Origin of the sequence: Paenibacillus shenyangensis, from assembly GCF_000346635.1 — a bacterium.
GTDB lineage: Bacteria > Bacillota > Bacilli > Paenibacillales > Paenibacillaceae > Saccharibacillus > Saccharibacillus dauci.
In genome coordinates this window covers 156,370-179,732 of record NZ_AOIG01000003.1, presented here as the reverse complement: position 1 = coordinate 179,732, position 23,363 = coordinate 156,370, and the positions used below count along the sequence as shown (strand labels likewise).

General features: G+C 48.3%; 15 protein-coding genes, 2 tRNA genes and 1 other annotated feature. Of the genes, 14 read left to right on the top strand and 3 right to left on the bottom strand.

Features of this window, described 5'->3' with window-relative positions:
• Positions 1–215: 215 nt before the first annotated feature.
• Entirely contained in the window at positions 216–1,298 is a 1,083-nt protein-coding gene (locus tag H065_RS0102205) for a hypothetical protein (protein WP_017811373.1), read from the top strand.
• 155 nt (positions 1,299–1,453) lie between these two features.
• Here the strand turns inward: H065_RS0102205 and H065_RS0102200 are convergent, their stop codons facing one another.
• Positions 1,454–2,434 carry an aldo/keto reductase gene (locus H065_RS0102200; protein ID WP_017811372.1) on the bottom strand — a complete coding sequence of 327 codons (981 nt, stop codon included), beginning with the start codon at positions 2,432–2,434 and terminating at the stop codon, positions 1,454–1,456.
• 811 nt (positions 2,435–3,245) lie between these two features.
• Between H065_RS0102200 and leuB the strand changes: the two genes are divergently transcribed.
• The 9 genes from leuB (at position 3,246) to H065_RS26785 (ending at position 12,222) form a co-directional block, all read left to right on the top strand.
• Positions 3,246–4,328: a 3-isopropylmalate dehydrogenase gene (gene leuB, locus H065_RS0102190; RefSeq protein WP_017811370.1), complete on the top strand. Its 1,083-nt coding sequence runs from the start codon at positions 3,246–3,248 to the stop codon at positions 4,326–4,328.
• 290 nt (positions 4,329–4,618) lie between these two features.
• Positions 4,619–5,023 carry a hypothetical protein gene (locus tag H065_RS0102185; RefSeq protein ID WP_017811369.1) on the top strand — a complete coding sequence of 135 codons (405 nt, stop codon included), beginning with the start codon at positions 4,619–4,621 and terminating at the stop codon, positions 5,021–5,023.
• A gap of 232 nt (positions 5,024–5,255) precedes the next feature.
• Positions 5,256–6,332, top strand: coding sequence for an AAA family ATPase (locus H065_RS0102180; RefSeq protein ID WP_017811368.1), 1,077 nt, complete (start codon positions 5,256–5,258; stop codon positions 6,330–6,332).
• A complete protein-coding gene (locus H065_RS0102175; RefSeq protein WP_017811367.1) occupies positions 6,333–7,421 on the top strand; it encodes a DUF58 domain-containing protein in 1,089 nt (362 codons plus the stop codon).
• 44 nt (positions 7,422–7,465) lie between these two features.
• A complete protein-coding gene (locus tag H065_RS0102170; protein WP_017811366.1) occupies positions 7,466–8,833 on the top strand; it encodes a DUF4129 domain-containing protein in 1,368 nt (455 codons plus the stop codon).
• Positions 8,834–8,939: 106 nt separating this feature from the next.
• Positions 8,940–9,908 (top strand): aldolase catalytic domain-containing protein, encoded by a 969-nt coding sequence (locus tag H065_RS0102165; RefSeq protein WP_017811365.1) that lies wholly within the window; start codon positions 8,940–8,942, stop codon positions 9,906–9,908.
• A 290-nt stretch (positions 9,909–10,198) separates the two neighbouring features.
• A tRNA-Pro gene (locus tag H065_RS0102160) sits at positions 10,199–10,272 on the top strand.
• 12 nt (positions 10,273–10,284) lie between these two features.
• A tRNA-Gly gene (locus H065_RS0102155) sits at positions 10,285–10,355 on the top strand.
• Between the two features lie 190 nt (positions 10,356–10,545).
• Positions 10,546–12,222 carry an ATP-binding protein gene (locus tag H065_RS26785; protein WP_017811364.1) on the top strand — a complete coding sequence of 559 codons (1,677 nt, stop codon included), beginning with the start codon at positions 10,546–10,548 and terminating at the stop codon, positions 12,220–12,222.
• A 122-nt stretch (positions 12,223–12,344) separates the two neighbouring features.
• Here H065_RS26785 and H065_RS24995 read toward each other — a convergent pair whose 3' ends face one another.
• Positions 12,345–12,938, bottom strand: a complete 594-nt coding sequence (locus tag H065_RS24995; RefSeq protein ID WP_017811363.1) for an RBBP9/YdeN family alpha/beta hydrolase — start codon at positions 12,936–12,938, stop codon at positions 12,345–12,347.
• Between the two features lie 671 nt (positions 12,939–13,609).
• Between H065_RS24995 and H065_RS24990 the strand changes: the two genes are divergently transcribed.
• The 3 genes from H065_RS24990 (at position 13,610) to pheT (ending at position 19,766) form a co-directional block, all read left to right on the top strand.
• Complete coding sequence (locus H065_RS24990; RefSeq protein ID WP_017811362.1) at positions 13,610–15,700, top strand: ABC-F family ATP-binding cassette domain-containing protein; 2,091 nt, start codon at positions 13,610–13,612, stop codon at positions 15,698–15,700.
• A gap of 71 nt (positions 15,701–15,771) precedes the next feature.
• Positions 15,772–16,124: a binding site (T-box leader), on the top strand.
• Positions 16,125–16,209: 85 nt separating this feature from the next.
• Positions 16,210–17,223, top strand: coding sequence for a phenylalanine--tRNA ligase subunit alpha (pheS, locus tag H065_RS0102135; protein WP_026135993.1), 1,014 nt, complete (start codon positions 16,210–16,212; stop codon positions 17,221–17,223).
• 101 nt (positions 17,224–17,324) lie between these two features.
• Complete coding sequence (gene pheT / locus H065_RS0102130; RefSeq protein WP_017811360.1) at positions 17,325–19,766, top strand: phenylalanine--tRNA ligase subunit beta; 2,442 nt, start codon at positions 17,325–17,327, stop codon at positions 19,764–19,766.
• A gap of 165 nt (positions 19,767–19,931) precedes the next feature.
• On the opposite strand, the gene H065_RS28100 is transcribed toward pheT, so the two are convergent.
• Positions 19,932–20,075, bottom strand: a complete 144-nt coding sequence (locus H065_RS28100) for a hypothetical protein (RefSeq protein WP_238557862.1) — start codon at positions 20,073–20,075, stop codon at positions 19,932–19,934.
• A 116-nt stretch (positions 20,076–20,191) separates the two neighbouring features.
• On the opposite strand from H065_RS28100, the gene zapA reads away from it, so the two are divergent.
• On the top strand, positions 20,192–23,251 hold the full coding sequence (gene zapA, locus H065_RS0102125) for a cell division protein ZapA (RefSeq protein ID WP_017811359.1): 3,060 nt from the start codon (positions 20,192–20,194) through the stop codon (positions 23,249–23,251).
• The last annotated feature ends 112 nt before the right edge of the window (positions 23,252–23,363 follow it).

The window sequence follows — 23,363 nt, the reverse complement described above, 5'->3', positions numbered from 1 at the left end:
ACCGTGGGGTTATATCGGTGGTATCTTATTCGTTATTTATTTCGCTTCTGTTATGTGTAATCAGCTTATCGTATAAACTAATTAAAAAAAATTAAATGAAGGTTGTAAAAGTACCGTTATTTTTACCTTTATGGATGAACCCTCAACAATAGCTGGTTATTCTACAGACATAAAGCTAATGAGTTGAGGGCAAACTAAATAAGGGAGGAATTATTATGAGAGACAGTGGACGTGATTTGACGATTGAAGCCGTGGATACAACCGGCGTAACACAGTATGATATTGCTTCAGCAACGCGAGGAGGTACTCGCAGACTGATGGTCAGCGACAATCCGGAGACATTGAGTGAATCTACATTTCCGGTGCGCCAGGGAACGCTCTGGCATGACGTTGTACGCAGCAGCGGCAGTACCATCACTCACCGGGTATTCGGATGGCATTATAACGTACTCACTACACCAGTCAAAGTAGGCATCACAGTAGAGAATCGTGCCAATCATGGTGCACTCCGTATTGAAGAAGTGACCCGTGAATACCGTATTGGCGGCGATGAAGTGAACTGGATCACCGATATCGGCGGCAGCATTTCCCGGGCAATCCTGGCAGGTACAACAGATGATCGTACGCCGAATGCTGCGCTGATCAAGCAGCAGCAGTCCGGACTGATCGAAGAGTTTATTATTCCACCGGGCAAGCTGCTAGGATTCACTTATGACTTTACAGTGAAAAGTACAGACAGTGGAGAGATGCTGTACACTGTGCGTACAGCGGCTTCTCGTGATACTGCTTACGATCTGACCCTGATCAAAAGCGCGCCGCTTCCACCGGCTCCACAAGCGCATCCGCGAGGCAACTGGACCTTCTCGGAGACTAATGCGGTTACTCCAGTCTATACCGTGGGTACTGCGCGAGCAATTTATCCAACCGCTGCCAAACTGAAAAAAGATGGTTCCCTGCCAGCCGATCAGCTGTTTACTGCAGCAGCGAGTGAACTGCCGGAGCTGTCACTGGATAACCGGGCTCAATTCGGTGTTATCTACAATGTGACCGTGCCGGTATATAATCCCGGTTCCCAGAAAAAGACCATTCAGATCTCACTGAATCCGCGCGGCGGCAGTTACGGTGGAGCAGTCCGGATGAATGATATGGTATATGGTGTGCCTCTCATGCGTACCAACAAGGAAAAAGCCCCGGTCTATGTAGCCAGCGTTCCACCGGGTAATAGCAAATATACATTTAGTCTGATGATCGCTGGAGCTTCGTCAACACCGCTCGGCATTTTGCTGGAGACGCTGTAAGCATTTCGTTGCAAAGATTTCCCGGTTGAGTCATATCATTTAGTTGATCGGAATAATAGACAGAGATATAAACAGGGAGATGGAGTACAAAAAAAGCTCCGCTGGACGGTATTCGTCAGCGGAGCTTTTTGGTTGTATATGTTCATCAAATCTGCTTACCAGGCATAAGCTTTTGGAGCAGCACCACCCGGACCAGGGAAAATCTCGTCCAGACGCTTCATAGTGGATTCGTCCAATTTCACATCCAGAATATGCAGTGAACTCTCGAACTGTTCGGATGTACGTGGTCCGATGATTGGAGCAGTTACAGATGGATTAGCCAGTACCCATGCGAGTGCGACGACATCCTGCGGCTCACCGAGTTCTTCACAAAGCGCAGCGAACTGCTCCAGCTGCTCTTTATGTTTTTCTACACGCTCGGCATTGCCGCCGCTGCGGGAACCTTCGATTTTTTTCAATGCATTGCGTCCGAGTAATCCGCCATCCAGTGGGCTCCATGGGATAACCCCCAGTCCCAGCTCTTTGGAGGCAGGCAGTACTTCAAGCTCGGGCTCGCGACAAAGCAGGCTGTATTTATGCTGTTCGGATACGAGTCCGAGGAAGTGACGCTTCTCTGCTTCTTTCTGGGCAATCGCGATATGCCAGGCAGCAAAGTTACTTGAGCCCACATAGCCGATTTTGCCCTGTTGAACTGCGACTTCAAAAGCCCCCCACAGCTCGTCCCAGCTGATTCGTGAATCTTCATGATGCATCTGGTACAATTCCACATGATCTGTCTGCAGACGCTTGAGGGAGCCTTCCAGATGTCTGCGGATTTTATAGGCTGACAGGCCGCCTTCATTATTGGGACCATCGGTCTCATCATTCATTTTGCCATATACTTTGGTAGCCAGTACGACCTTCTCGCGTCGTCCGCCACCCTGCTTGAACCAGCGCCCGATAATCTCTTCGGTAGCACCTTGCCCTATTTTGGATCCGTATACATTTGCAGTATCAAAAAAATTGACCCCTGCGTCCAGAGCAGCATCCATAATGCGGAAAGATTCTTTCTCATCTGTAACCGGTCCAAAATTCATGGTGCCCAGACAGATCTGGCTAACCTTCAAACCTGACTTGCCAAGATATGAATATTCCATTATTGTCCACTCCTTTGGTTGTTTGGATAGATGGGTTGAATAGGGTTGCGATATTAGTGTATTCCTCCTGAAGAGCAAGTTCAAATATCTTCACCCAATATATGGAATAAATGACTATGACTATACCAGGCATAATAATAAGGAAGTGAAAAAAAGTCAATTTGGCATTGTTTCGGCAATAACAAAAGGATATGTATAAGAAAATATCGTAAATATAAGAAGTAGGAGTAACACAGTGAGTTGACTCCATCTGTTTAGACGGTAAGGAATCAGGTAGAAATAACTTAATATAAATAAATAGATGGATATAACACATACTGTTTTTGCAACGAATGAGGGTTCCAGGAAATTACCGGATATAATCAGATATACTAGTGGAACTAACTGATAACCTATGATCAGATACAAGCCAGTAAAAAGGAAAAATTGCGTTTTTTTGTTCACTATACATCTCCTTAAATTCATTTTACACCTGTACGGTGATAACTTGTTTTCTAATGGATGTCATAATGCTGTGTAGATTTATTATTAAATGAGCATCTAATAATAGTCTAATACCAATTTGCGTAACACTGTGTAGAAAATTGTTGTGGTTCAGGATAGTGCGAATCTCTCTTATATCAATTAATATCAAGCATCATTCTAAGCTGTAGCTACTCTATAGGTTATACCTATCAACGTCATAGTTTGTGTATCTTGGCGCATACCTGACATGTATGTTAAAACTGAGTATAAGTAATAAACGAAACGTTCGAATATTCAACTATTATGCAGATGCGGATCAGCCGCTAACCAAAGGAGAGTTATATACATGGCAGACGTCAAAAAAATCGCAGTAATCGCTGGTGATGGAATCGGACCGGAAGTTGTAGCCGAAGCAGAAAAAGTACTGAGAAAAACCGAAGAAGTATTCGGATATTCCTTTGAGACTGAGCATGCATTGTTTGGCGGAATTGCTATTGATGAAAAAGGTACCCCGCTTCCGGAAGAGACATTGCGTATATGCAAAAGTGCCGATGCCGTACTTCTTGGCGCAGTAGGCGGACCCAAATGGGATAACAACTCCAAAGAGCTGCGCCCCGAGACAGGTTTGCTTGGCATTCGCAAGGAGCTGGGACTGTTCTCCAATCTTCGTCCGGCGGTTGTATTTGACTGTCTCAAGGAAGCCTCCACACTCAAACCGGAAGTACTCGAAGGTACAGACCTGATGGTCGTACGCGAGCTGACTGGCGGTATCTATTTTGGAGACAAGCTGAGAAGACAGGGAGCACATGGTGAAGAAGCTGTGGATACCTGTGTATACAATGTCACCGAGATTGAGCGTATTGCCAGACAGGCATTCGAAATCGCCCAGGGACGCCGCAAAAAGCTCGCTTCCGTTGATAAAGCGAACGTACTGGAGACTTCCCGTTTGTGGCGCGAGACAGTAAACCGCATTGCACCGGAATACCCGGATGTAGAACTGGAGCATGTGCTGGTAGATAACTGTGCGATGCAGTTGCTGCGTCGTCCATCGAGCTTTGACGTTATTGTTACCGAGAATATGTTCGGCGATATTCTGAGTGATGAAGCAGCCATGCTGACTGGTTCGATCGGGATGCTGGCTTCTGCTTCACTGGGCGAAGGAAGTTTTGGATTGTATGAGCCGGTACATGGTTCCGCGCCGGATATCGCCGGGCAGGGACTGGCGAATCCAATTGCAACGATTCTCTCCCTGGCACTGATGTTCCGTACTACATTTGGCTATAGTGAAGCAGCAGATGCGATTGAGTCTGCAGTAGCCAAAGTGCTGGACGAAGGTCATCGTACAGCTGATATTGCCGTGGACAAGAGCAAAGCGCTCTCTACTACGCAAATGGGCGATCTGATCGTAGCCGCTATCCAAAAAGTATAATTCCGATACTGCAAAAGCTTTTTGTAGAACAATTTTGCGGCTGTCAGATAGATTATTCCTGTCTATGGCAGCCCAGGATAAAGTACGGCTAACAAGCTGATTTGTACCTGTTTTCACCTTCTCAAATTAACCCCTTTATCGATGTATTTTACGAATAAAGGGGTTTTGTCTTACCTGAAAAAGGTGTAAAATGGAGATAAGCTGGTTAATAATCTTTCACAAACATGGATTTAACATTGATGCGAAGTCGCTTTTACGATTATAGAATCATGTCTGGAGGGAGAACTACAATGAGCTTTTGCTGTGGCGGCAGTATGATTGGAACGAAAGGGACCCTCAAACATTTTCGAACCCAGGTTCATAATGTTCCTTTGCTGGTGTGCCCGGTGTGTGAGCGTATCGAAGTGCATTACAAAGTAGAGAATGAGTACGAGATTCTCGCAGAGTATGCGCATGATGATGGTACACCGGAGATCGATTTCCAGGATTATGTGATGGAAGACGATAACACCATGTTCGAGAATTGTGTGAATGTGGAAGAGGATGACCCTGTAGATATGGTACAGCGACAGATTGATATGAGTCTGGATCTGCTGGCAGTAGCCAAGAAAATCAAGGACGAAAAATGGGAACGTGATCTAAAAAGACGTCTTGCTGTGATGAGTATGCGTCGTTCGCGTCTTCAGCATAAATAATAGAGATTATCGTGTACACGAATCGATGTGCATAACGATCTATTTCTTCGAAGAGCAGCCTGTTCACGGCTGCTCTTTTTCATTTGCCCGAGAATCATTGTATGATAGAAGAGCAGCGGTTCACTCTGCTGTATAGAATCGTGGGCGCTATTCATTGGAAAAGGATAAAGCCCCATAGCTGGATACATATAATTGCACATATTACGGCTAGATATGGAAAGGAAGAGACTGCATGATACCTGTTAATGAAGTACAGAATATTGCCCGGCAGCTGCAGACGGAGATCGGCAGAAAAATCGTAGGCAAGCAGCATGAAATTGAGCTGCTGCTGACCGCTTTGTTCGCCTCTGGTCATGTATTGATGGAGGATGTACCCGGTACCGGCAAAACGATGTTGGCCAAAACGCTAGCAGCAGCGATGCAATGCCGTTTTCAGCGTGTACAATTTACTCCCGATCTGCTGCCGTCCGATCTGACCGGCGGGAATTTTTATAATCAAAAGGAATCTGAATTCATTTTCCGTCCAGGTCCTTTATTTGCCCATATTGTACTGACAGATGAGATCAACCGGGCCACACCGCGAACCCAATCCAGTCTGCTGGAATGTATGGAGGAAAAGCAGATCAGTATCGATGGAACCAGTATGAAGCTGGAAGATCCCTTTATGGTCATCGCTACCCAGAATCCGGTTGATAACCAGGGAACATTCCCATTACCCGAAGCACAGATGGACCGGTTTATGCTCAAGCTGTCGCTGGGTTATCCTTCCTCTGTAGAAGGAGTGGAGATTCTGCGTCGATCGCTGGAAATGCCGGAATCTTCTACAGCAGTCTCAGAGACAGCTGGGAAAACGGACACAGCTGTATATCAGGAGACGACAGACAGGGAGCCTGCATCCATGCTCCACAGAGAAGCCGGTTCCGCCCGTTCGGACGACTCTACAGTAAGCCGTGAGCAGATCATCCGAGCCCGGCAAATATGCCGACAAATCCAGGTACATCCGGATCTGCTGGAATATATGGTTCGTATAGCCGAAGCGACAAGACAGCATCCCGAGACCGCGCTTGGAGCCAGTCCGCGTGCTACACAGGCACTGCTACGTGCGTCACAGGCTTATGCAGCGATTCAGGGACGAGATTATGTACTGCCTGATGATATTCGTACACTGGCGTCCCCCGTGCTCGCTCACCGGCTGATCTTCCGTAGCCGTCATCAGAATGGTGCATCGCAGGCGATTCAGCTGATAGAGTCTATTCTGGATACCGAGCCGGTACCGACAGAGGCGGGTATAGAAGGCAGTGTGAAATAGATGGAACTGTTCTGGCTCATGTTGGTCTCTGCTGTCATGATCGTGATCCAGTCGCTGGTATTTGGCAGACGTTCTCTTACACCGGTTCATTATGAACGTAAGCTTTCCCGTAATCGCTGTCATGCCGGTGAAGAGGTAGAGATGATCGAGATTCTGGAAAATGGGCGTGCATTGCCACTGCCCTGGCTTCGTCTGGAAGCGATGCTGCCGATCGCTTTTCAATTTGCGGGTACGACGGATACGGTCATCAGTGAAGGGACCGTATATCAGAATCATAACAGCCTATTCAGTCTGGGACGCCATACGCGCATTGTACGGCGGCATCATATGATCTGCCGGCAGCGGGGCAGTTTCCGCGTGGATAGCGCGCTCATGACAACCGGTGATCTGTTTGGATTGGCACGTGTCAGCCGTCCGGTTCAGGTACGTATTCAGATGATGGTGTATCCTGCCTATGTACCGGTCGATCATATGCCGGAAGCTTATCGCAGCTGGCAGGGAGAAGTGGAGACACGCCGCTGGATTAATGAAGATCCTTTCCTGATTACCGGGGTACGCGAGTATCGTAACGGTGATCCAATGAACCAGGTACACTGGCGGGCGACAGCACGCACCGGACAGCTGCAGGTATTCCAGCATGGTTACAGCGCTGATCCCGAAGTCATGATTCTGCTCAATATTGAACTGAGTGAGCAGATGTGGAGCATTGTCACCGAACCTACAGTAGCCGAGTATGCGATTAGCTGCGCGGCAACAGCTGCAGCCGATTTGATCGGCAGGGGCATGAAGGCTGGATTTGGACACAATGCGATTATACCTTCCGAAAATGAAGCCGATGCCCGGATATGGCCGGCTTATGGCAGTGAGCAGCTGACTGCTATCCTGCAATCCATGGCAGAGCTGCAGCTGAGAGTACGGCAGCCTTTCCCGCAATTTTTGCGTTCTTTGCTGGTGGATGAAGAGAGACAGCAACTGGATATTCTAATCATCACTCCGCATTATTCGGAAGCGATGCGAATAGAAGTAGAGAAGCTGGAGCAGGCAGGCTCCAGAGTCAGTATCCTGCCTGTTCCGGTGTGGAGGAATTAAAGCATGCAGTCAGTTAATCTGCGATCATACAGGGAGGTAGCACAATGACTGTACAGTCGCGTATTTCAGTACCTGTTCGCCAGTCTATCTTAAAGAATATGGTGCAGATGCTTATTATTCTGGCAGCCATTTATCCGCTGATCATTCTATTGGATGCGTACTGGCTTGGAACCCGTTATGCTGCGGGTTGGCTGCTCATTATGCTGTCCATGGGTGGTTTGGGAACGATACTGCGTACTGCCGGGACAGCCAGAGAATCAGGCTGGAAATGGATAACGGGCCTTGTGTTCTATGTTGTCCTGGCTGGACTTGCGCTTGGGTGGCTTTATATCCAGACCAGCGGTATAGCACTGCTGGTTATGGCTCTGGTACTGGGTATGGCTGGTATGATCTATGGCATTGCCCTGGCGACAGGACAGTGGGAGAAGGTATTTCCTCTGAAATGGCAGCTAATCTTGCTGGGTATTACCTGGATTGCCTATCTGGCTGCAGGGCGCAACGAAGGAATGGATGAGATCCGTGGATCGATTTATGCTGCTGGCGCCATCAGCATTTTTGCGATTTTATTTCGATTGGGTTCCCAGCAGATTGACAGTATTGCATTTGAAGAAGGATTCTCGCTGGCAGCGCTGCGTGCTGTAGTTCGTCGCAGTCGCAGCTGGATCTGGCTTATTGTCGTATTGATCGCCATTATTGGCGGCAGCAGCCAGCTGTCTACTGCACTTCGCTGGCTCTGGCACCGATTGATGCAAATGCTGACGCCGCATGAACCGCCACGAATGTCTGAACCTGCCAACGTAGTGAATCCGCCCATGCTGCCGCCTATGGATCTGCCGAAGACGGATACCGATGGGATGAATCCGTTCATTCTGGAGAAAATCGCCCAGATTGCCATGCTGCTGGCAATCACTGCATTTGCCGGCTTGATCGGCTGGATGGTATATCGTCTTATCCGTAAGTATGCTCCACGCCTATATCGCTGGCTCACCAGCCTGTGGGGAGGTCCCCTATCGGAGGACTCGACTGAACCCAAGGGATATACCGATCATATGGAGAAAATGGAAAAATCACATCCAACTCGTTTGCGCTGGAACCGGCATGGTGAATCCATACCTCCCGATGCGCCGGGACGAGTGCGTTATCACTATCGCCAGCTGGTACGCCGCGCCCGGAAAAAAGGTATTGCAATCACTGCTGCCGATACGCCTGCAGATATTGCCTATAAGCTGTCGAATTCACCAAATTATGAACAGTCGGATCGGCAGCCTGAACGATCAGACCATATCGATCAGACAGGAAGAGTTGGTATACAGCGTCTGATTGGGTGGTATAACGATGTTCGCTATGGCAATCATTCAGTCAGCGAGGAAGACCTGGAACAGTGGGAGCAGCAGCAAAAAAAATCAAAATAGTTGATTTATTCAATTGATGCGTTAAAGCATGTGAGAATTTTTCTTTACTTTTCAATTCCGCGTACAGTATCATGGAGAGAATGAAACGGCTGAAAGGAGATTAACAATGAAACTCAACCACTGCAAAATTGTTGACTGCACGATTCGCGATGGAGGTCTGGTGAATAACTGGGATTTCAGCGTGGAATTTGTACAGGATTTGTATAATAACCTGAATAAAGCAGGCATCGACTATATGGAGATCGGCTACAAAAACTCTCCAAAACTGCTCAAAGGTGCTGAATCCGCAGGTCCATGGCGCTTCCTTGATGATGAATTCCTGCGTACCGTTATTCCTCACAAAGGTCACACCAAGCTGTCTGCACTCGTGGATATCGGCCGCGTGGATGAAGATGATATTCTGCCGCGTGATGAGAGTATGCTGGATCTGATCCGTGTAGCTTGTTATATCAAGGATGTTGACAAGGCACTGCAGCTTGTTCAGACCTTCCACGATCGCGGTTATGAGACAACGATCAATATTATGGCTCTGTCGAATGTGATGGAAAATGAACTAATCGAAGCGTTCGAGCTGATCAAAGAAAGCGTAGTCGATGTAGTCTACATCGTCGATAGCTATGGCAGCCTGGATTACAAGGATTTCATTTACCTGGTAGACAAGTTCAAGACACATCTGCCAAACAAACGTCTGGGTGTACATACCCATAACAATATGCAGCTGGCATTCTCCAATACGCTGATTGCTGCGGATAATGGTGTGGAATTGCTGGATGCTTCCGTATACGGAATGGGCCGTGCGGCAGGTAACTGCCCGACTGAACTGCTCGTTACTCATCTGAAAAACACCAAGTACACGCTTCGTCCGGTACTTGAAGTGATTGACAAGCATATGATTCCGCTGCGTGAAAAAGAAGAGTGGGGTTACCTGATCCCTTACATGATCACCGGAACACTGGATGAGCATCCACGCTCTGCAATGGCACTGCGCGCTTCCGAAGACAAAGATAACTCCGTAGATTTCTACGATAAATTGACTACACCGGAAGTGAGTTTCGAGAAGTCTCCCAAAGGTTGATTCCAGCTTTGAATAACAACTGGGTCCCGGTGGGAAATTGGATTTTATATCCTCTTTATCCGGTCCAATCGGTCTTTCCCAAATAGGGAAAGGCCGATTTTTTATGCAATTGGAGATAAAGGGCAGCGTAAATCCAAAGCAAAATGATGAGGCGATTTAACGGAAAGAAGTCTTTGTAAGAAAAGAAGTAGGATCAGGTCTGCCCTGTGTAAACGATGCTTGCCAAATAAATGAGGATATGGTACACTAGATCCTGTCGTTAAGAAAACCCTTTTCTTGATGACTGACTTCGGGATGTAGCTCAGCTTGGTAGAGCACCTGGTTTGGGACCAGGGGGTCGCATGTTCAAATCGTGTCATCCCGATACTGATATTATGCGGGTGTAGTTCAATGGTAGAACTTCAGCCTTCCAAGCTGATAGCGTGGGTTCGATTCCCATCACCCGCTTTAATGCAAAGGCCCTTGCTCTGCAGGGGCTTTTTTTTATATTATCCCTCCTGATTCATTACTCCTCACTGACTAAATAATTTTGAGAATGGCATTATTTAGCATACCTATGCCAACACCCATCCCGTATACTGATTGTAGATCTCCAGAATGTAATCTTTTTAGAAATTCAAAGAAAAAAAGGTGGACCATGATCCAGAAGCTGTTTTTTGATAATGTTGTGGATGCGGCAAGACATATCACAGATATGCTTAGCAGCATGTTGAATGTAAGCACGATATTTGTAGCCAGTAATGACGGTACAACTAATCATATATTAAAAGCATTTAACCGGGACGAGATTCTGGTTGAGGAGGGACTTCAGCTTCCACTGAAGGATACCTACTGCAGTATTGTATCCCGTAAAGTCGTTTATATCCCCCATACATTGACTCATCCGTATACTTGCGAGATGCCGGTAACAGCAAGTACAGGAGACCATTCATTTATTGGATTTCCGGTGCTGCTGCAGAGTGGAGAATCATTCGGGACAGTATGTGCACTGCATACGCCAGGATATATATTTTCCAAATCCGAAGTCAAAACGATGCACTCGATGGCGATATTTCTGTCCTATGTTGTAGAGCTGGAGAGCCGATTGGAGCAGCAGATAGAGATCCATGACGATCTGCTTCAGGACCATCAGCAGGTTACCGTGCAGCTGGATGATCTCCAGCAGCAAAAGGAAGAAGTCGATCTGCAGCTGCAGTACAAATCGGATACGATGGCGATTCTGAGCCATGAGATCCGTAATCCGCTCAATGGTATCATGAGTATGGTGGATATGCTGGAACCGACTTCACTGAACCCCGAGCAGCGTTCTCATCTGGATATTATCAGTAAAAGCAGTCATACCTTGATGGAACTGCTCGATAATGTACTGGATTTCAGCAAAATGGAAGCAGGGAAAATGCAGGTGGATATGGAGCTGTTTGATTTGCCTGCGCTGGTAGAGGAATCAACTTACCTGTTTGCAGCCAAAGCTATGGAACGCAATATCGAGATTGTTATGGAAATTGAAGAAAACATCCCGATTCTGTATGGAGATACCCGCAAGATCCGTCAGATTTTGATTAACCTGATCAGTAATGCAATCAAATTTACTCATGAAGGCGATGTACATGTTCAGGCACAGCTGCTGCCGGAAGAAAGCCCGGATAAAGTATCCGTGAAGTTCTCGGTTACAGATACAGGGATTGGTATCGATGATCAGCAGCTCGATCAACTATTTGAAAGATATACACGGGTGCATAAGAATGAAGGGCAGTATCAAGGTACTGGACTGGGTCTTCTAATTTGCAGACAGCTCGTAGAATTAATGGACGGTCAGATTGTTGTCTCCAGTATCAAAGGCCAGGGGTCCACATTTGCGTTTATTTTGACACTGCCTCGTCATGAATTCTCTGTTCCTACTTTTCGCCAGCCGATTCTGCAGGGCAGACGTATGCTTGTGGTGGATGATAACATCAAGTCTCTCCAGTGGATTGGTCGTCTCGCGGGAGACTGGGATATACAGCTTACGCCAACAGATAGTTTGGAAGATATGCTGCAGTGGCTGGATGAAGGTCAGAGATTTGATATGATTGTGCTGGATCATGAGTTAATCATTACAGAGAAATCAGCGGCAATACGTCAGCAGCTGGAGCAGCTTCAGCAAGCATACGGCATTCCGGTCATTTTGCTCACGTCTATTGGGATGACTATGAATACTTCCCTTCGTGCATGGTCCAAGAGTGTAGTCTCAAAGCCTGTACGCCGATCGTATCTGATGAATGCCTTGATTTTTGCATTAACCGATACCAAAAGCAGCACGGCCTTCTCATCTTGATGAAGCTAGACGTTGTTTAACAGGATATTGGAAGAGACGGCGATAATTCGTCGACGATTCAACCCATATAAAAAAGCCAGTCTATGCAGCATAGACTGGCTTTTTTATATGGATTGTAGAAATTAGTGCTGACGAGCAGGTGATGTCATAAGTTGCTGGAGAGGGATCGTCCCTGTCAAGGCAATATCCAGAATGAGTGGCCACGGCCCGTGACCTGATGCTGTATTAATATGTCCCATATTTGGAAGCAGCAGTACAGTAACTTCCAGCTGCTGATATACAAGGGCTTGTTCCGGCGAGCAGAACTCATCGCTGGAAGACATAATAATCACAGTGTCCTTGGCAGCAGCCGAGAGCTGTATATTTTGTGCCAATGGGAAAAAATTGCTGATTTCTTCCAGTCCGGTATCGGCAGACGGGGGACAGACCATTACAGTCTGGCGAACATGCCGGACCGGATGATCGGCTGCGTAATGAAGCCACAGGATACAACCAAGGCTATGCGTTAGTACGATCAATTCTTCATCCTGTGGAATACTGCTCATTAGTTCATCCAGTTCACGCAGCCATATCTCCCGGGAAGGCGCATCCTGATCGGAAAAGCGTGGATAATACACGCGGTGTCCGCGTTCAATCAGTTGCTGGCACAGCCAGGTCTGCCAGTGCTCCGAACCACTGCCACCCAGACCATGCAATAAAAGATAGCTTGTACTCAAATGATTCCACTCCTCTATATGTACTCTGTTATAGAAATAACCCTGTTAACAATATGGCTCATTATAATAAATTAGAGGGTGTCACGTCTAATTTAAACATTTAAGGTTGGCAGATGTACCTGAATTTGGTAAAATGACTTTGTCAGCTGCAACCCTTATGAGCTGAACAACTCCGCAGAAAAGAGAGGTAACCAATTGTCTAATGAAGTAACAATACGAATGTCCCTATTAACTGCAGACGACAAGTGCAGGCAGACAGCTATTGCGGCTGATGCAACGGGATTCGTATGTCTTTCTTCATATCACTATAACGACAATTGGGAAGTCTCTGCATGGAGGAATCCTATATCCGGTATTTATGATCCTGTGAGGGATCGGTGGGAAGCTGTTGTATCTATAAGCCCCCCATTCATATAAATGTACTACTCCTATCCATATTTTGTAGCGGACAGCCAGATATTTAATCAGTTCGGCAGTTTTATCCGCTTACTGCATCCTGTTTACCCTTTCCGGAAACAGATGGATACCAGAGTATAAGCTGGATTATTGTTATTATCCGATATGAATTCAAAGTACATCTTCTCCTGTATATCAACCGCGAGGCTTTTGCCATCGCGGTTTTTTTATTTGGTTCCGAATGAATATTCGGCATATGGAGAGGATGATGACAAATGACGACAATAGCACGTATACGCAATCTGGCCAAGGATTGGAAAGGCCATATGATTTTTGAACAGGTGAATCTGCAAATAGAGAGCGAAGAGAGACTGGCTCTGATCGGACTTAATGGGAGTGGCAAGACGACGCTGATCCGTATTCTGATGGGAGAGGAGTATCCGACGGAGGGAACGGTAGAGCGGATGCTGCCGCTGGAACACTGGGACTGGATGCGTCAGCAGGAGGATGAAGAAGATCTGCAACAGGAACGAACCGTGCTGGAGGTGGCTCGACAGGGCAAGCGTGAACTGTGGTCACTGCGTGCTGTGCTGGATCATTATGAGCAGCAGTTGAATGATCCCGATATTCTGCAATCGCCGGATCGGTATAACGAGATGCTGCAGCAGTATGGGATACGAATGGAGCAGTATGAACAGTTGGATGGATTCCAGTGGGAAGTGGACGTAGAAAAACAGCTGACCCAGATCGGTATTGGCGAAGAATTATGGGCTATGCCATACAGCAGTCTGAGTGGTGGTCAGAAAACCAGGGTACGTCTGGCAGCAGTTCTTACCCGGGATACCCGGCTGCTGATTCTGGATGAGCCGACCAACCATCTGGATATCGAGACGATGGAATGGCTGGAGCAGCGTCTGCGGGAATATACCGGTGCCCTGCTGTTCGTTTCCCATGACAGGGAATTTGTTGATCGTCTGGCTACTTCGGTCTGCGAGTTGACGTCTTCCGGTATGACTACCTATAAGGGAGGCTATCGTGAATATCGGCAGCATAAAGAGCAGGAGCTACGCACCCAGGAAGCTATGTACAAAAAGCAGGAGCAGCAGCGCAAAGCACTGGAGGAATCGATCCGGCGTTATCGTGACTGGTTCAACAAAGCTCATGATGCTGCCGGTGAACAGAATGAAGTCAAAATAACAGCCAGTTATTACAAAGCCAAAGCCAAGAAAAATATATCTCGTTATCATGCCAAGGAAAAAGCGCTGGAAAGGCTGGAAGCAGAGCGGGTAGACAAACCGCGTGCAGGTGACCAGCTGCACTTCGAACTGGAAGCGGGTGAATTCAAAGGTCGTACGCTGCTGGAGTTCAAAGGCGTTCATTTTGATTATGATTTAAATAGGAATGTGGCTGACTGCGAAATTCCTTCCAAGCCTATCGAACAGATGATGCTACCAAATGACAATCAGCATAGTCATTCGCCGCATAGTTCTGCTGGAGCCGAATTATTCGCAGGTATCAGCTTCCATCTGGAAAGGGGAGACCGGCTAGCGGTTACAGGAGCCAATGGTACGGGTAAAACAACGCTGCTGCGTCTGATGCTCGGCCAATTGGAACCGCGGCAAGGAGAGATCCATCGCCATCCTGCACTGCAGATCGGTTATTTTTCGCAGGAGCTGGAAAGCTTGCCGACAGAGCTTACCTTGCTGGATAGCCTGCTGCTCCTGCCCGGTATGACACGTACAGAAGCACAGACCATTCTAGGCTGTTTTCTGTTCCGGCGGGAAGATGTGCACAAGGTTATCGGTACACTCAGTATGGGTGAAAAGTGTCGCGCCGCTTTGATTCGTCTGTATTTTGGCGGAGCGAATCTGCTGGTATTGGATGAGCCGACCAATTATCTGGATATTGCTGCTCAGGAAGTGATTGAATCGGTACTGCAGAGTTATAGCGGGACGATCGTGCTGGTCTCCCATGACCGCATGCTCGTACGCAGGCTGGCTACTCGTCTGCTCATGCTGGATGGCAAAGGACAAGGTACTCTTTTCCATGGAAATATGGATGAATATGAGCAGTTTGTTCAGCGCAAACAGCAGGAGGAACGCTCTGGTGGCAAGCAGGCTGATGATGAACGTCTGCAGCTGGAGCTTCGACTGGCACAATTAATGGCTTCGGCAGAAAAGGACCCATCATTAACCGGATCTGCTGCCAGTAGACTTACTGCTGAACATTCGGATTCTCAAAGGGGTGCGAATACTGCAAATCAATCGCCCGGACAAGCTGAATATTGGTCTACAATAGATCCATCCCTGTCGCTGGTGCAGGAAATCAGGCAGCTGCGCCGTGAATTGGAACGCTTTAACCGTTGACGGGAGAGAGTGAAGTTTGTACAATAATGAGTATCTATTAGCATCTGTACATGTACATGCATGCAACCATAACAACTGCAACGATGGAGACAAGTAGACCGTACTTCCCTACAGGGAGAAAATGCCATGGATTGAGAGCATTTTCCGGGAACAAGGCTGTTGAAATTCACTCCGGAGCAGCTTCCTGAACAACTGGTGTAGAAACTAATTTCCTTTGTCCATGACAGAGAGAAGTTGAATCTACATGCAGGATACAGTAGGGATAGCCGGTCTAACGATCCGTTATTATCGTTTTGAGCGAGAAATTATAATCATGCCAGAGAGGCACAGATTCAGCTGAACGTTATTGATTTTGGCTGTATCCGATTTGCCGGCTGTATTATATTTCTAACAAGGGTGGTACCACGGTCTTTTCGTCCCTTACGGGAGAGAAGGCCTTTTTTTGTTGGTTACAGAGCATAGGATGGATATAACGAAAGGGGAAAATGGCAATGAGCGAAACGGTTCAAATGAAAGAGCATTTGCTGGCTTTGCAAAAGGAAGCGCTGGAGGTGCTGGAGCAGGTATCCACACCCAAAGAGCTGGACGAGCTGCGCGTTAAATATTCCGGTAAAAAAGGAGCACTGACCGAGGTTCTGCGCGGTATGGGTAAACTGAGTGCGGAAGAGCGTCCGGTCGTTGGTCAGATTGCCAACGAAGTTCGTGAGTCGATTGAAGAAGTAATCAACCGCAAACAAACAGAATTCGTCAGAGCAGAGACCAATCAGCGTCTGCAGGCGGAGAAAGTCGATGTTACCCTGCCTGGTCGTCCGATGACACAGGGAAGTATTCATCCGCTCAACAAAGTGATTGAAGAGCTGGAAGATATCTTTATCGGAATGGGTTATCGTGTAGCCGAAGGTCCTCAGGTTGAGACGGATTACTATAACTTTGAAGCATTGAATCTGCCGCAGAATCACCCGGCACGCGATATGCAGGATTCCTTTTACCTGACGGAAGATCTGCTCATGCGTACGCAGACTTCGCCGATTCAGATTCGCGCTATGGAAGCGGCCAAAGGACAGGCACCATTGAAGGTCATCTGCCCGGGTACGGTCTACCGCCGCGATGATGATGATGCTACTCACTCTTTCCAGTTCCATCAGATTGAAGGACTGGTCATTGATAAAGGCATCCGCATGAGTGATCTGAAAGGAACCCTGCTGCAGTTTGCCCGCGAAATGTTCGGTGAACAGACCGAGATTCGTCTGCGTCCAAGCTTTTTCCCTTTCACAGAGCCAAGCGTCGAGGTAGATGTAACCTTTACCAAGAAAAACGGCGAACGCATCTGGATCGAGATTCTCGGCTGCGGTATGGTGCACCCGAAAGTATTGGAAATGGGCGGATTTGATCCGGAAGTATACAGTGGATTTGCATTCGGTATGGGCGTAGAACGTATCGCTATTCTGAAATACGGTATCGATGATATCCGTCATTTCTACAGCAATGATATGCGTTTCCTGAGCCAGTTCTCCCATCTGTAATCTGGATGCTGCCAGAATAAAAGGACAGCCGAACAAGACTGTCTGCAACAAACCAATACAAATGAAATGAAGCATATAAACGTTAAAGGAGTGGACGGACTGTGAAAGTATCAACACAATGGCTGTCTCAGTATGTGTCTCTGGAAGGAGTACACGCAGAGGACCTCGCTGAGCAAATTACCCGTGCCGGGATCGAGATTGACAGTGTGGAACAGCGTAATCAGGGGATTACCGGCGTTGTCGTCGGTTATGTGAAAAGCAAGGAAAAGCATCCGGATGCGGATAAACTGAATGTATGTATCGTCGATGCCGGACAGGGTGAAGATCTGCAGATCGTTTGTGGCGCCAAAAACGTCGATGCCGGACAAAAAGTACCTGTAGCGCTAATCGGCGCAAAACTGCCGGGCGATTTTCATATCAAAAAAGCCAAGCTGCGCGGTGTACTCTCTCAGGGTATGATTTGTTCTGCCAAAGAGCTGGGTATCAATGACAAGCTGCTTGCCAAGGAACAGCAGGAAGGTATCCTTGTCCTGCCGGAACAAACCGAGATCGGTACGCCGGTCGTTGAACTGCTCGGACTGAATGATGAGGTACTGGACTTTGATCTGACACCGAACCGCTCCGATTGTCTGAGCATGATCGGTGCTGGTTATGAAGTGGCAGCGATCCTCGGACGTGAAGTGAAACTGCCGGAAGTGAATCTGGTTGAAGGCGGCGACGCGGCTAACAGCCATATCTCCGTAAGTATCGAAGCTCAGCAGGAGTGCAGTCATTTCTCTGCACGTTATATCAGCGGCATTCAGGTAGCACCTTCACCACTGTGGATGCAGAACCGTCTGATCGCTGCCGGTGTTCGTCCGATCAATAACGTGGTTGATATTACCAACTTTGTGATGTTGGAATACGGACAGCCGCTGCATGCTTATGATGCGGATACGCTGAACGGTGGCGCGATTGAAGTACGTATGGGCCGCGAAGGCGAAGTGCTCAAGACGCTGGATGATCAGGAGCGCAAGCTGGATGAGCGTATGCTGGTTATCGCAAGTGGTGGCAAGGCTGTAGGCCTGGCTGGCGTAATGGGTGGAGCCGATACCGAAGTAACACCGGGTACCGTAAATATTCTACTGGAATCTGCACGCTTTGATGGCGGAACCGTACGCAAAACGTCCCGTCGTCTGGGACTGCGTTCCGAAGCAAGCTTGCGTTTTGAAAAAGAAGTCGATCCTGCTGCAGTCGTGCCTGCACTGAATCGTGCGGCTGAACTGATCGCTCGTTATGCACACGGCATGATTCATGAAGGTGTTGTCGAGCAGATTGTACAGCAGCCGGAGGAAAAAGTGCTGATTCTGTCCCTGAGCAAGGTGAATCGTTATCTTGGTACTGAATTGTCCATGCTGGAAGTCAAAACGATCTTTGGTCGTCTGCATTTCGCTTGTGGCGATTATGCCCAGGATCAGCTGGAGATTCGCATTCCAACCCGCCGCGGTGATATCGAACGCGATGTGGATCTGATTGAAGAAGTAGCCCGTCTGTACGGTTATGATAATATCCCGACCACAGCGATTGAAGGGGCTACTACACCGGGCGCACTGACTCGTCCGCAGCGTCTGCGCCGTACGATTCGCCGTCTGCTGGTGCATGGTGGATATAACGAAGTAGTGAGTTATTCCTTTACCCATCCAGACAAAAACAAGCTATTCCCGCAGCTGCGCGGCAGCAACCATAATGTAGCGCTGGCTATGCCGATGAGTGAAGAGCGCAGTGTACTGCGTACTGGACTGGTCTCCAATATGCTGGAGATTGCTTCCTACAATCGCAACCGTAAGCAGGAGAATCTGGCATTGTTCGAAGTGGGCATGGCTTTCTTCACCGAAGAAGAGAAGCTGACTCGCCAGCCGCAGGAAGTGCCTCTGCTTGGACTTCTGCTCACTGGACGTCGTCAGCAGGCACAGTGGAATACAGCCAACGATCGCGTGGATTTCTTTGATATCAAGGGAGCACTGGATGGATTATTCGACTATCTGGGACTGCAGCAATCCGTATCTTATCGTGCCGATCAGCCGGAAGGCTATCATCCGGGACGTTCTGCATCGGTATATCTGCAATCCGGTACTCAGGAAGTACGTATCGGAACTATCGGTCAGATTCATCCGGATATCCAGCGTGAATCCGATCTGGAAGATACCTATGTCGCCGAGATCGAGCTGACTCCGCTATATGAACATGTGAACGAGCAGATCACGTATCATGAACTGCCGCGTTATCCTTCGGTACAGCGTGATATTGCTGTCGTCGTCAATGATGAAGTTCCGGCAGGAGATCTGCTGAAAGTGATTCGCGAGACGGCAGGAGAACTGCTGGAATCGGTACAGGTATTTGATATTTTCAAAGGCGAGCGTCTGGGCGAAGGCAAGAAGAGCGTAGCAATTGCACTTGTATATCGTCATCAGGAGCATACCCTGACCGATGAAGAGGTAACTGGTGTTCATCAGCAGGTTATTGCCCTGCTGTCGGAGCAATTCGGAGCAGAACTTCGCAAATAAGCGGATTATCCAGGTATTCATTTGTAAAATAAAGAATCCTACCTGTCATGAGGCAGCAGGAATATGGGAAAGCCACATCGAATTACAGTCGATGTGGCTTTTTTGTTCATACACCTCTAGAATATACACAGGAGCATTTTGCAAATGGATAGATACTGCTTGTACTCATGCGGCTGCAAAGCTAAAATGGATGTGCGCAGTAATCTGGTCTGCCGCATCATTCACGGCAGGAAGACGCACGCTGAGTATACGGCTGCAAAATGTTGACGAGAATGCTCCAGCATCGTCAGCCTTTTTGTGTTTAGACAAAATATCCTTATCCACTTATTCAATATCTTTTGATGATACAATTAACGCAAATACGTTAAAATAAATGATGAATGCAATGGACGATAATTGTCCGGCAAGCAAAGGAGGGCACGACTGTGACAACAAACGATCGAATCCGAGTCACCGTCAACATCTACGGGACTTCATATAAATTAGTTGGCAGCAGTGCCGACTACATGAAAAGTGTGGCTCAGTATGTGGATGAGCATATGCACAGTATATCGCAGGCCCATAGTCATCTGGATACGACCAAGCTGGCGATTCTGTCCGCTGTACATATGGCTGAGGAAGCGATTCAATCCAGCACCGAACGCGGGGAACTGGATAAGGCAATCGCAGAGCAGCAGCGTCTGACCAATGAGTTGGAGCGCCTGCAGGCTGTTCAGCAACAGCAGCAGGAAATGATCCAGAAGCTGCAGGCAGAAGCTGGCGAGCAGCAGAACCAGAAGCAGCAGCTAACTGCCCGTCTGACTACTGCCGAGAAGGAAGTATCACAAACCCGTGAACAACTGACCCAGGTGCAAAAGCAAAATCAGCAGCTGGGCGAACAGAACAAGCAGTATCAGCAATCGGCCCAGGAACTGCGTCAGCAGCTGGATAGTGTGCAGACGACAGCTGCAGCAGCGCAAGAGCAGTATCGCAGTCTGGAGCAAAGTACCAAAGAAAAGCTGGAACAACAGCAGCTGGATATCATGCAGTCCGCCGAGAACGAAGAGCAGCTGCGGCTGCGCAGCGGAGAACTGGAAGAGCAGTTATTTACCCTGCAGCAGGAGCATGATCAGGCACAACAGCGCAAAATGGAACTGGAGGAAGATAACGACTTTTTGCACGCCCAGCTGGAAGAAGTACGTTCCAAACACGGACAGCTTGAAAAAGGGATGGCTGAAGTTCGCGAAGAATCCGAAACCTGGCGAGAGCTATCCCAGCAGCAGGAAAATGAGCTCAATCGTGTTCAAAGCGAATATACAGATCTACAGCAGCAGCAGGAACAGACTGCTCATCAGCTGACCGAATTGACAGGACAGCTGGATACCGAACAGGAAGAGAAAGAACGCCTGAAGTTGGAAATAGAATCCGTACAGCAGCGCTATCAGGAACTGGAGCAGCGTGCAGAGCAGCTGCGTACCGAATTGTCCGGTCAATACGAAGATCAGCTAAGCGAACTCCGACTGCAGCTGACCGAAGCAGAGCAGCGCCGTCAGGAATTGGAAGATCAACTGGGAGCCTATATGCAGCAGCTGGAAGAAACCCGTACCCAGCTGACCAATACGCAAGAGGAAGCCGTTACCTGGGAACAGCTATCCAGCCAGCATGAACAGGACATGCAGCAATTGCAGCAGGAACTCTCTTCGATTCGTCAGCAGTATGCAGAGCTTCAAGATCAATTGAATGCCCGTGAGCAGCAGTTGGAGCAGCTAAATACAACAACAACCGAAGTCCGGGAAGAGGCTGCAGTATGGCAGCGTCTGTCCGAACAGCATGAAGATCAGCTGACCCAGCTGAAGCTGGAACTGGAATTGTCGCAACAGCAGAGGGATGAAGAGATTGGTCAGTTGGAAGATCAATTGTCCAAGCTAACCCTGCAGCGTGATGACCTTGCCGGTCAGATTGAACTTTTGGAGCTGCAGGTAGAGGAACTGACGACGTCTGCCACACAGTCGCGCGAAGAAGCCGATACTTGGCAGCAAAGTTCAGTAGAGCTGGAAGTGGAAGTTGACCGGCTGAACTCGCAGCGAGATGTTCTTGCCGGACAAATTGAGCTTCTGAAGCAGCAGGTAGAGGAGTTGACGACGTCTGCTACCCAATCTCGTGAAGAAGCAGATACTTGGCAGCAGAGTTCAGTAGAGCTAGAAGTGGAAGTTAACCGCCTGAACTTGAAGCGAGATGATTTTGCCGGACAGATTGAGGTTCTAAAGCAGCAGGTAGAGGAATTGACGACGTCTGCTGCGCAGTCGCGTGAAGAAGCCGATACTTGGCAGCAGAGTTCAGTGGATCTGGAAGTGGAAGTTAACCGTCTGAACTCGCAGCGAGATGATCTTGCCGGACAGATCGAGCTTCTGAAGCAGCAGGTAGAGGAATTGACGACGTATGCTAAACAGTCGCGTGAAGAAGCAGATACCTGGCAGCAGAACTCGGCCGAGCTGGAAAAAGAAATACAACGTCTGAACGAGCTGGAACAACAGCTGCAGCAGCAGTTTGCAGCGTCCGGGGAGCAGGTTCGCCTACTGGAAAATCAATTATCCGGATTACAGTCCGAGTCTGCCGTTTATCAGGAAGAAATGAATACATGGCGCGAGCTATCCACCCAGCAGGAGGAGGAAGTCCGCCATTATCAGCGTGAATTGTCCATGCAGCAGCAGCGGCATACGACGCTGTCCGGTCAATTGGCCGAACAGGAGAGTCAATTGCAGCAAGCACGTCAGGAAGCAGCAGATCAACTGAACGTTGCCCGTCAAGAAGCTGCCGATCAGTTGGCAGTTGTCCGGGAAGAGAGTGAGCAGTATAAGCAGGAACTGGATACCTGGCGTGAGCTGTCCAGACAGCAGGAACAGGAGACGCTCGAAATGCAGTCTCAGCTGGAGCAGCATCACCGGGAGTCGGAACAACGCATTGCTGCGTTGAACGGACAAATAGCCGAACTCCAGCAGCAGCAGCGTCAGCAGGCCGTGTTGCTGGATGAGACGCTTCAGGATGTGGACAGCTGGAACCAGCGTTACGTTCGTCTGGAGGAAGATTACCGGGCAGCGGTATTGAACGAACAAGGCTATATGGAAGAGATTGGACGTCTGGAGCAGCAGAGTCAGCAGCTGCGGACTGAACTGCAGGACTGGCAATCCCGTATGGAACAGATCCTGGAGCAGCAGCGTCAGCAGGAACAACAGCTGCAAGAGCTGGCTAGCAGTGAGCAGAGATGGCGTACAGAGTATGAACAGCTGCAGAATTCCCGGGAAGAGAAGAGTCAGGAGACCCAGGAAATAATGGATCAGTACGAAATGATGAGCCATCAGCTGCGTCTGATTCATGTGGAACGTGATGCACAGTTCGAAGAGAAAGAGCGTATTCAGCGCGAGCTGGATGCTCTGCGTGAGCAGCATTTGCAGCTGCAGGTAGAGCATAATGAATGGCTGGAACTGATCGAGCAGGATCAGAACTAGAACCGTAACGAAGATCATCCTAAGCATAATAAAACCCCTTGCCTGATTACCGAGCACAATGATTATTGTGCCGGATCAGACAAGGGGTTTTGGCATGACTACAGGGTTAGGA

Excerpts from the sequence above, each read along its gene's own strand:
- pheS (WP_026135993.1), top strand. The coding sequence starts at position 16,210 with ATGAAAGAGCATTTGCTGGCTTTGCAAAAGGAAGCGCTGGAGGTGCTG.
- H065_RS0102180 (WP_017811368.1), top strand. The coding sequence starts at position 5,256 with ATGATACCTGTTAATGAAGTACAGAATATTGCCCGGCAGCTGCAGACG.
- H065_RS0102175 (WP_017811367.1), top strand. The coding sequence starts at position 6,333 with ATGGAACTGTTCTGGCTCATGTTGGTCTCTGCTGTCATGATCGTGATC.
- H065_RS0102185 (WP_017811369.1), top strand. The coding sequence starts at position 4,619 with ATGAGCTTTTGCTGTGGCGGCAGTATGATTGGAACGAAAGGGACCCTC.
- H065_RS0102205 (WP_017811373.1), top strand. The coding sequence starts at position 216 with ATGAGAGACAGTGGACGTGATTTGACGATTGAAGCCGTGGATACAACC.
- H065_RS0102170 (WP_017811366.1), top strand. The coding sequence starts at position 7,466 with ATGACTGTACAGTCGCGTATTTCAGTACCTGTTCGCCAGTCTATCTTA.
- H065_RS26785 (WP_017811364.1), top strand. The coding sequence starts at position 10,546 with ATGATCCAGAAGCTGTTTTTTGATAATGTTGTGGATGCGGCAAGACAT.
- leuB (WP_017811370.1), top strand. The coding sequence starts at position 3,246 with ATGGCAGACGTCAAAAAAATCGCAGTAATCGCTGGTGATGGAATCGGA.
- H065_RS0102200 (WP_017811372.1), bottom strand. The coding sequence starts at position 2,434 with ATGGAATATTCATATCTTGGCAAGTCAGGTTTGAAGGTTAGCCAGATC.
- H065_RS0102165 (WP_017811365.1), top strand. The coding sequence starts at position 8,940 with ATGAAACTCAACCACTGCAAAATTGTTGACTGCACGATTCGCGATGGA.
- H065_RS24990 (WP_017811362.1), top strand. The coding sequence starts at position 13,610 with ATGACGACAATAGCACGTATACGCAATCTGGCCAAGGATTGGAAAGGC.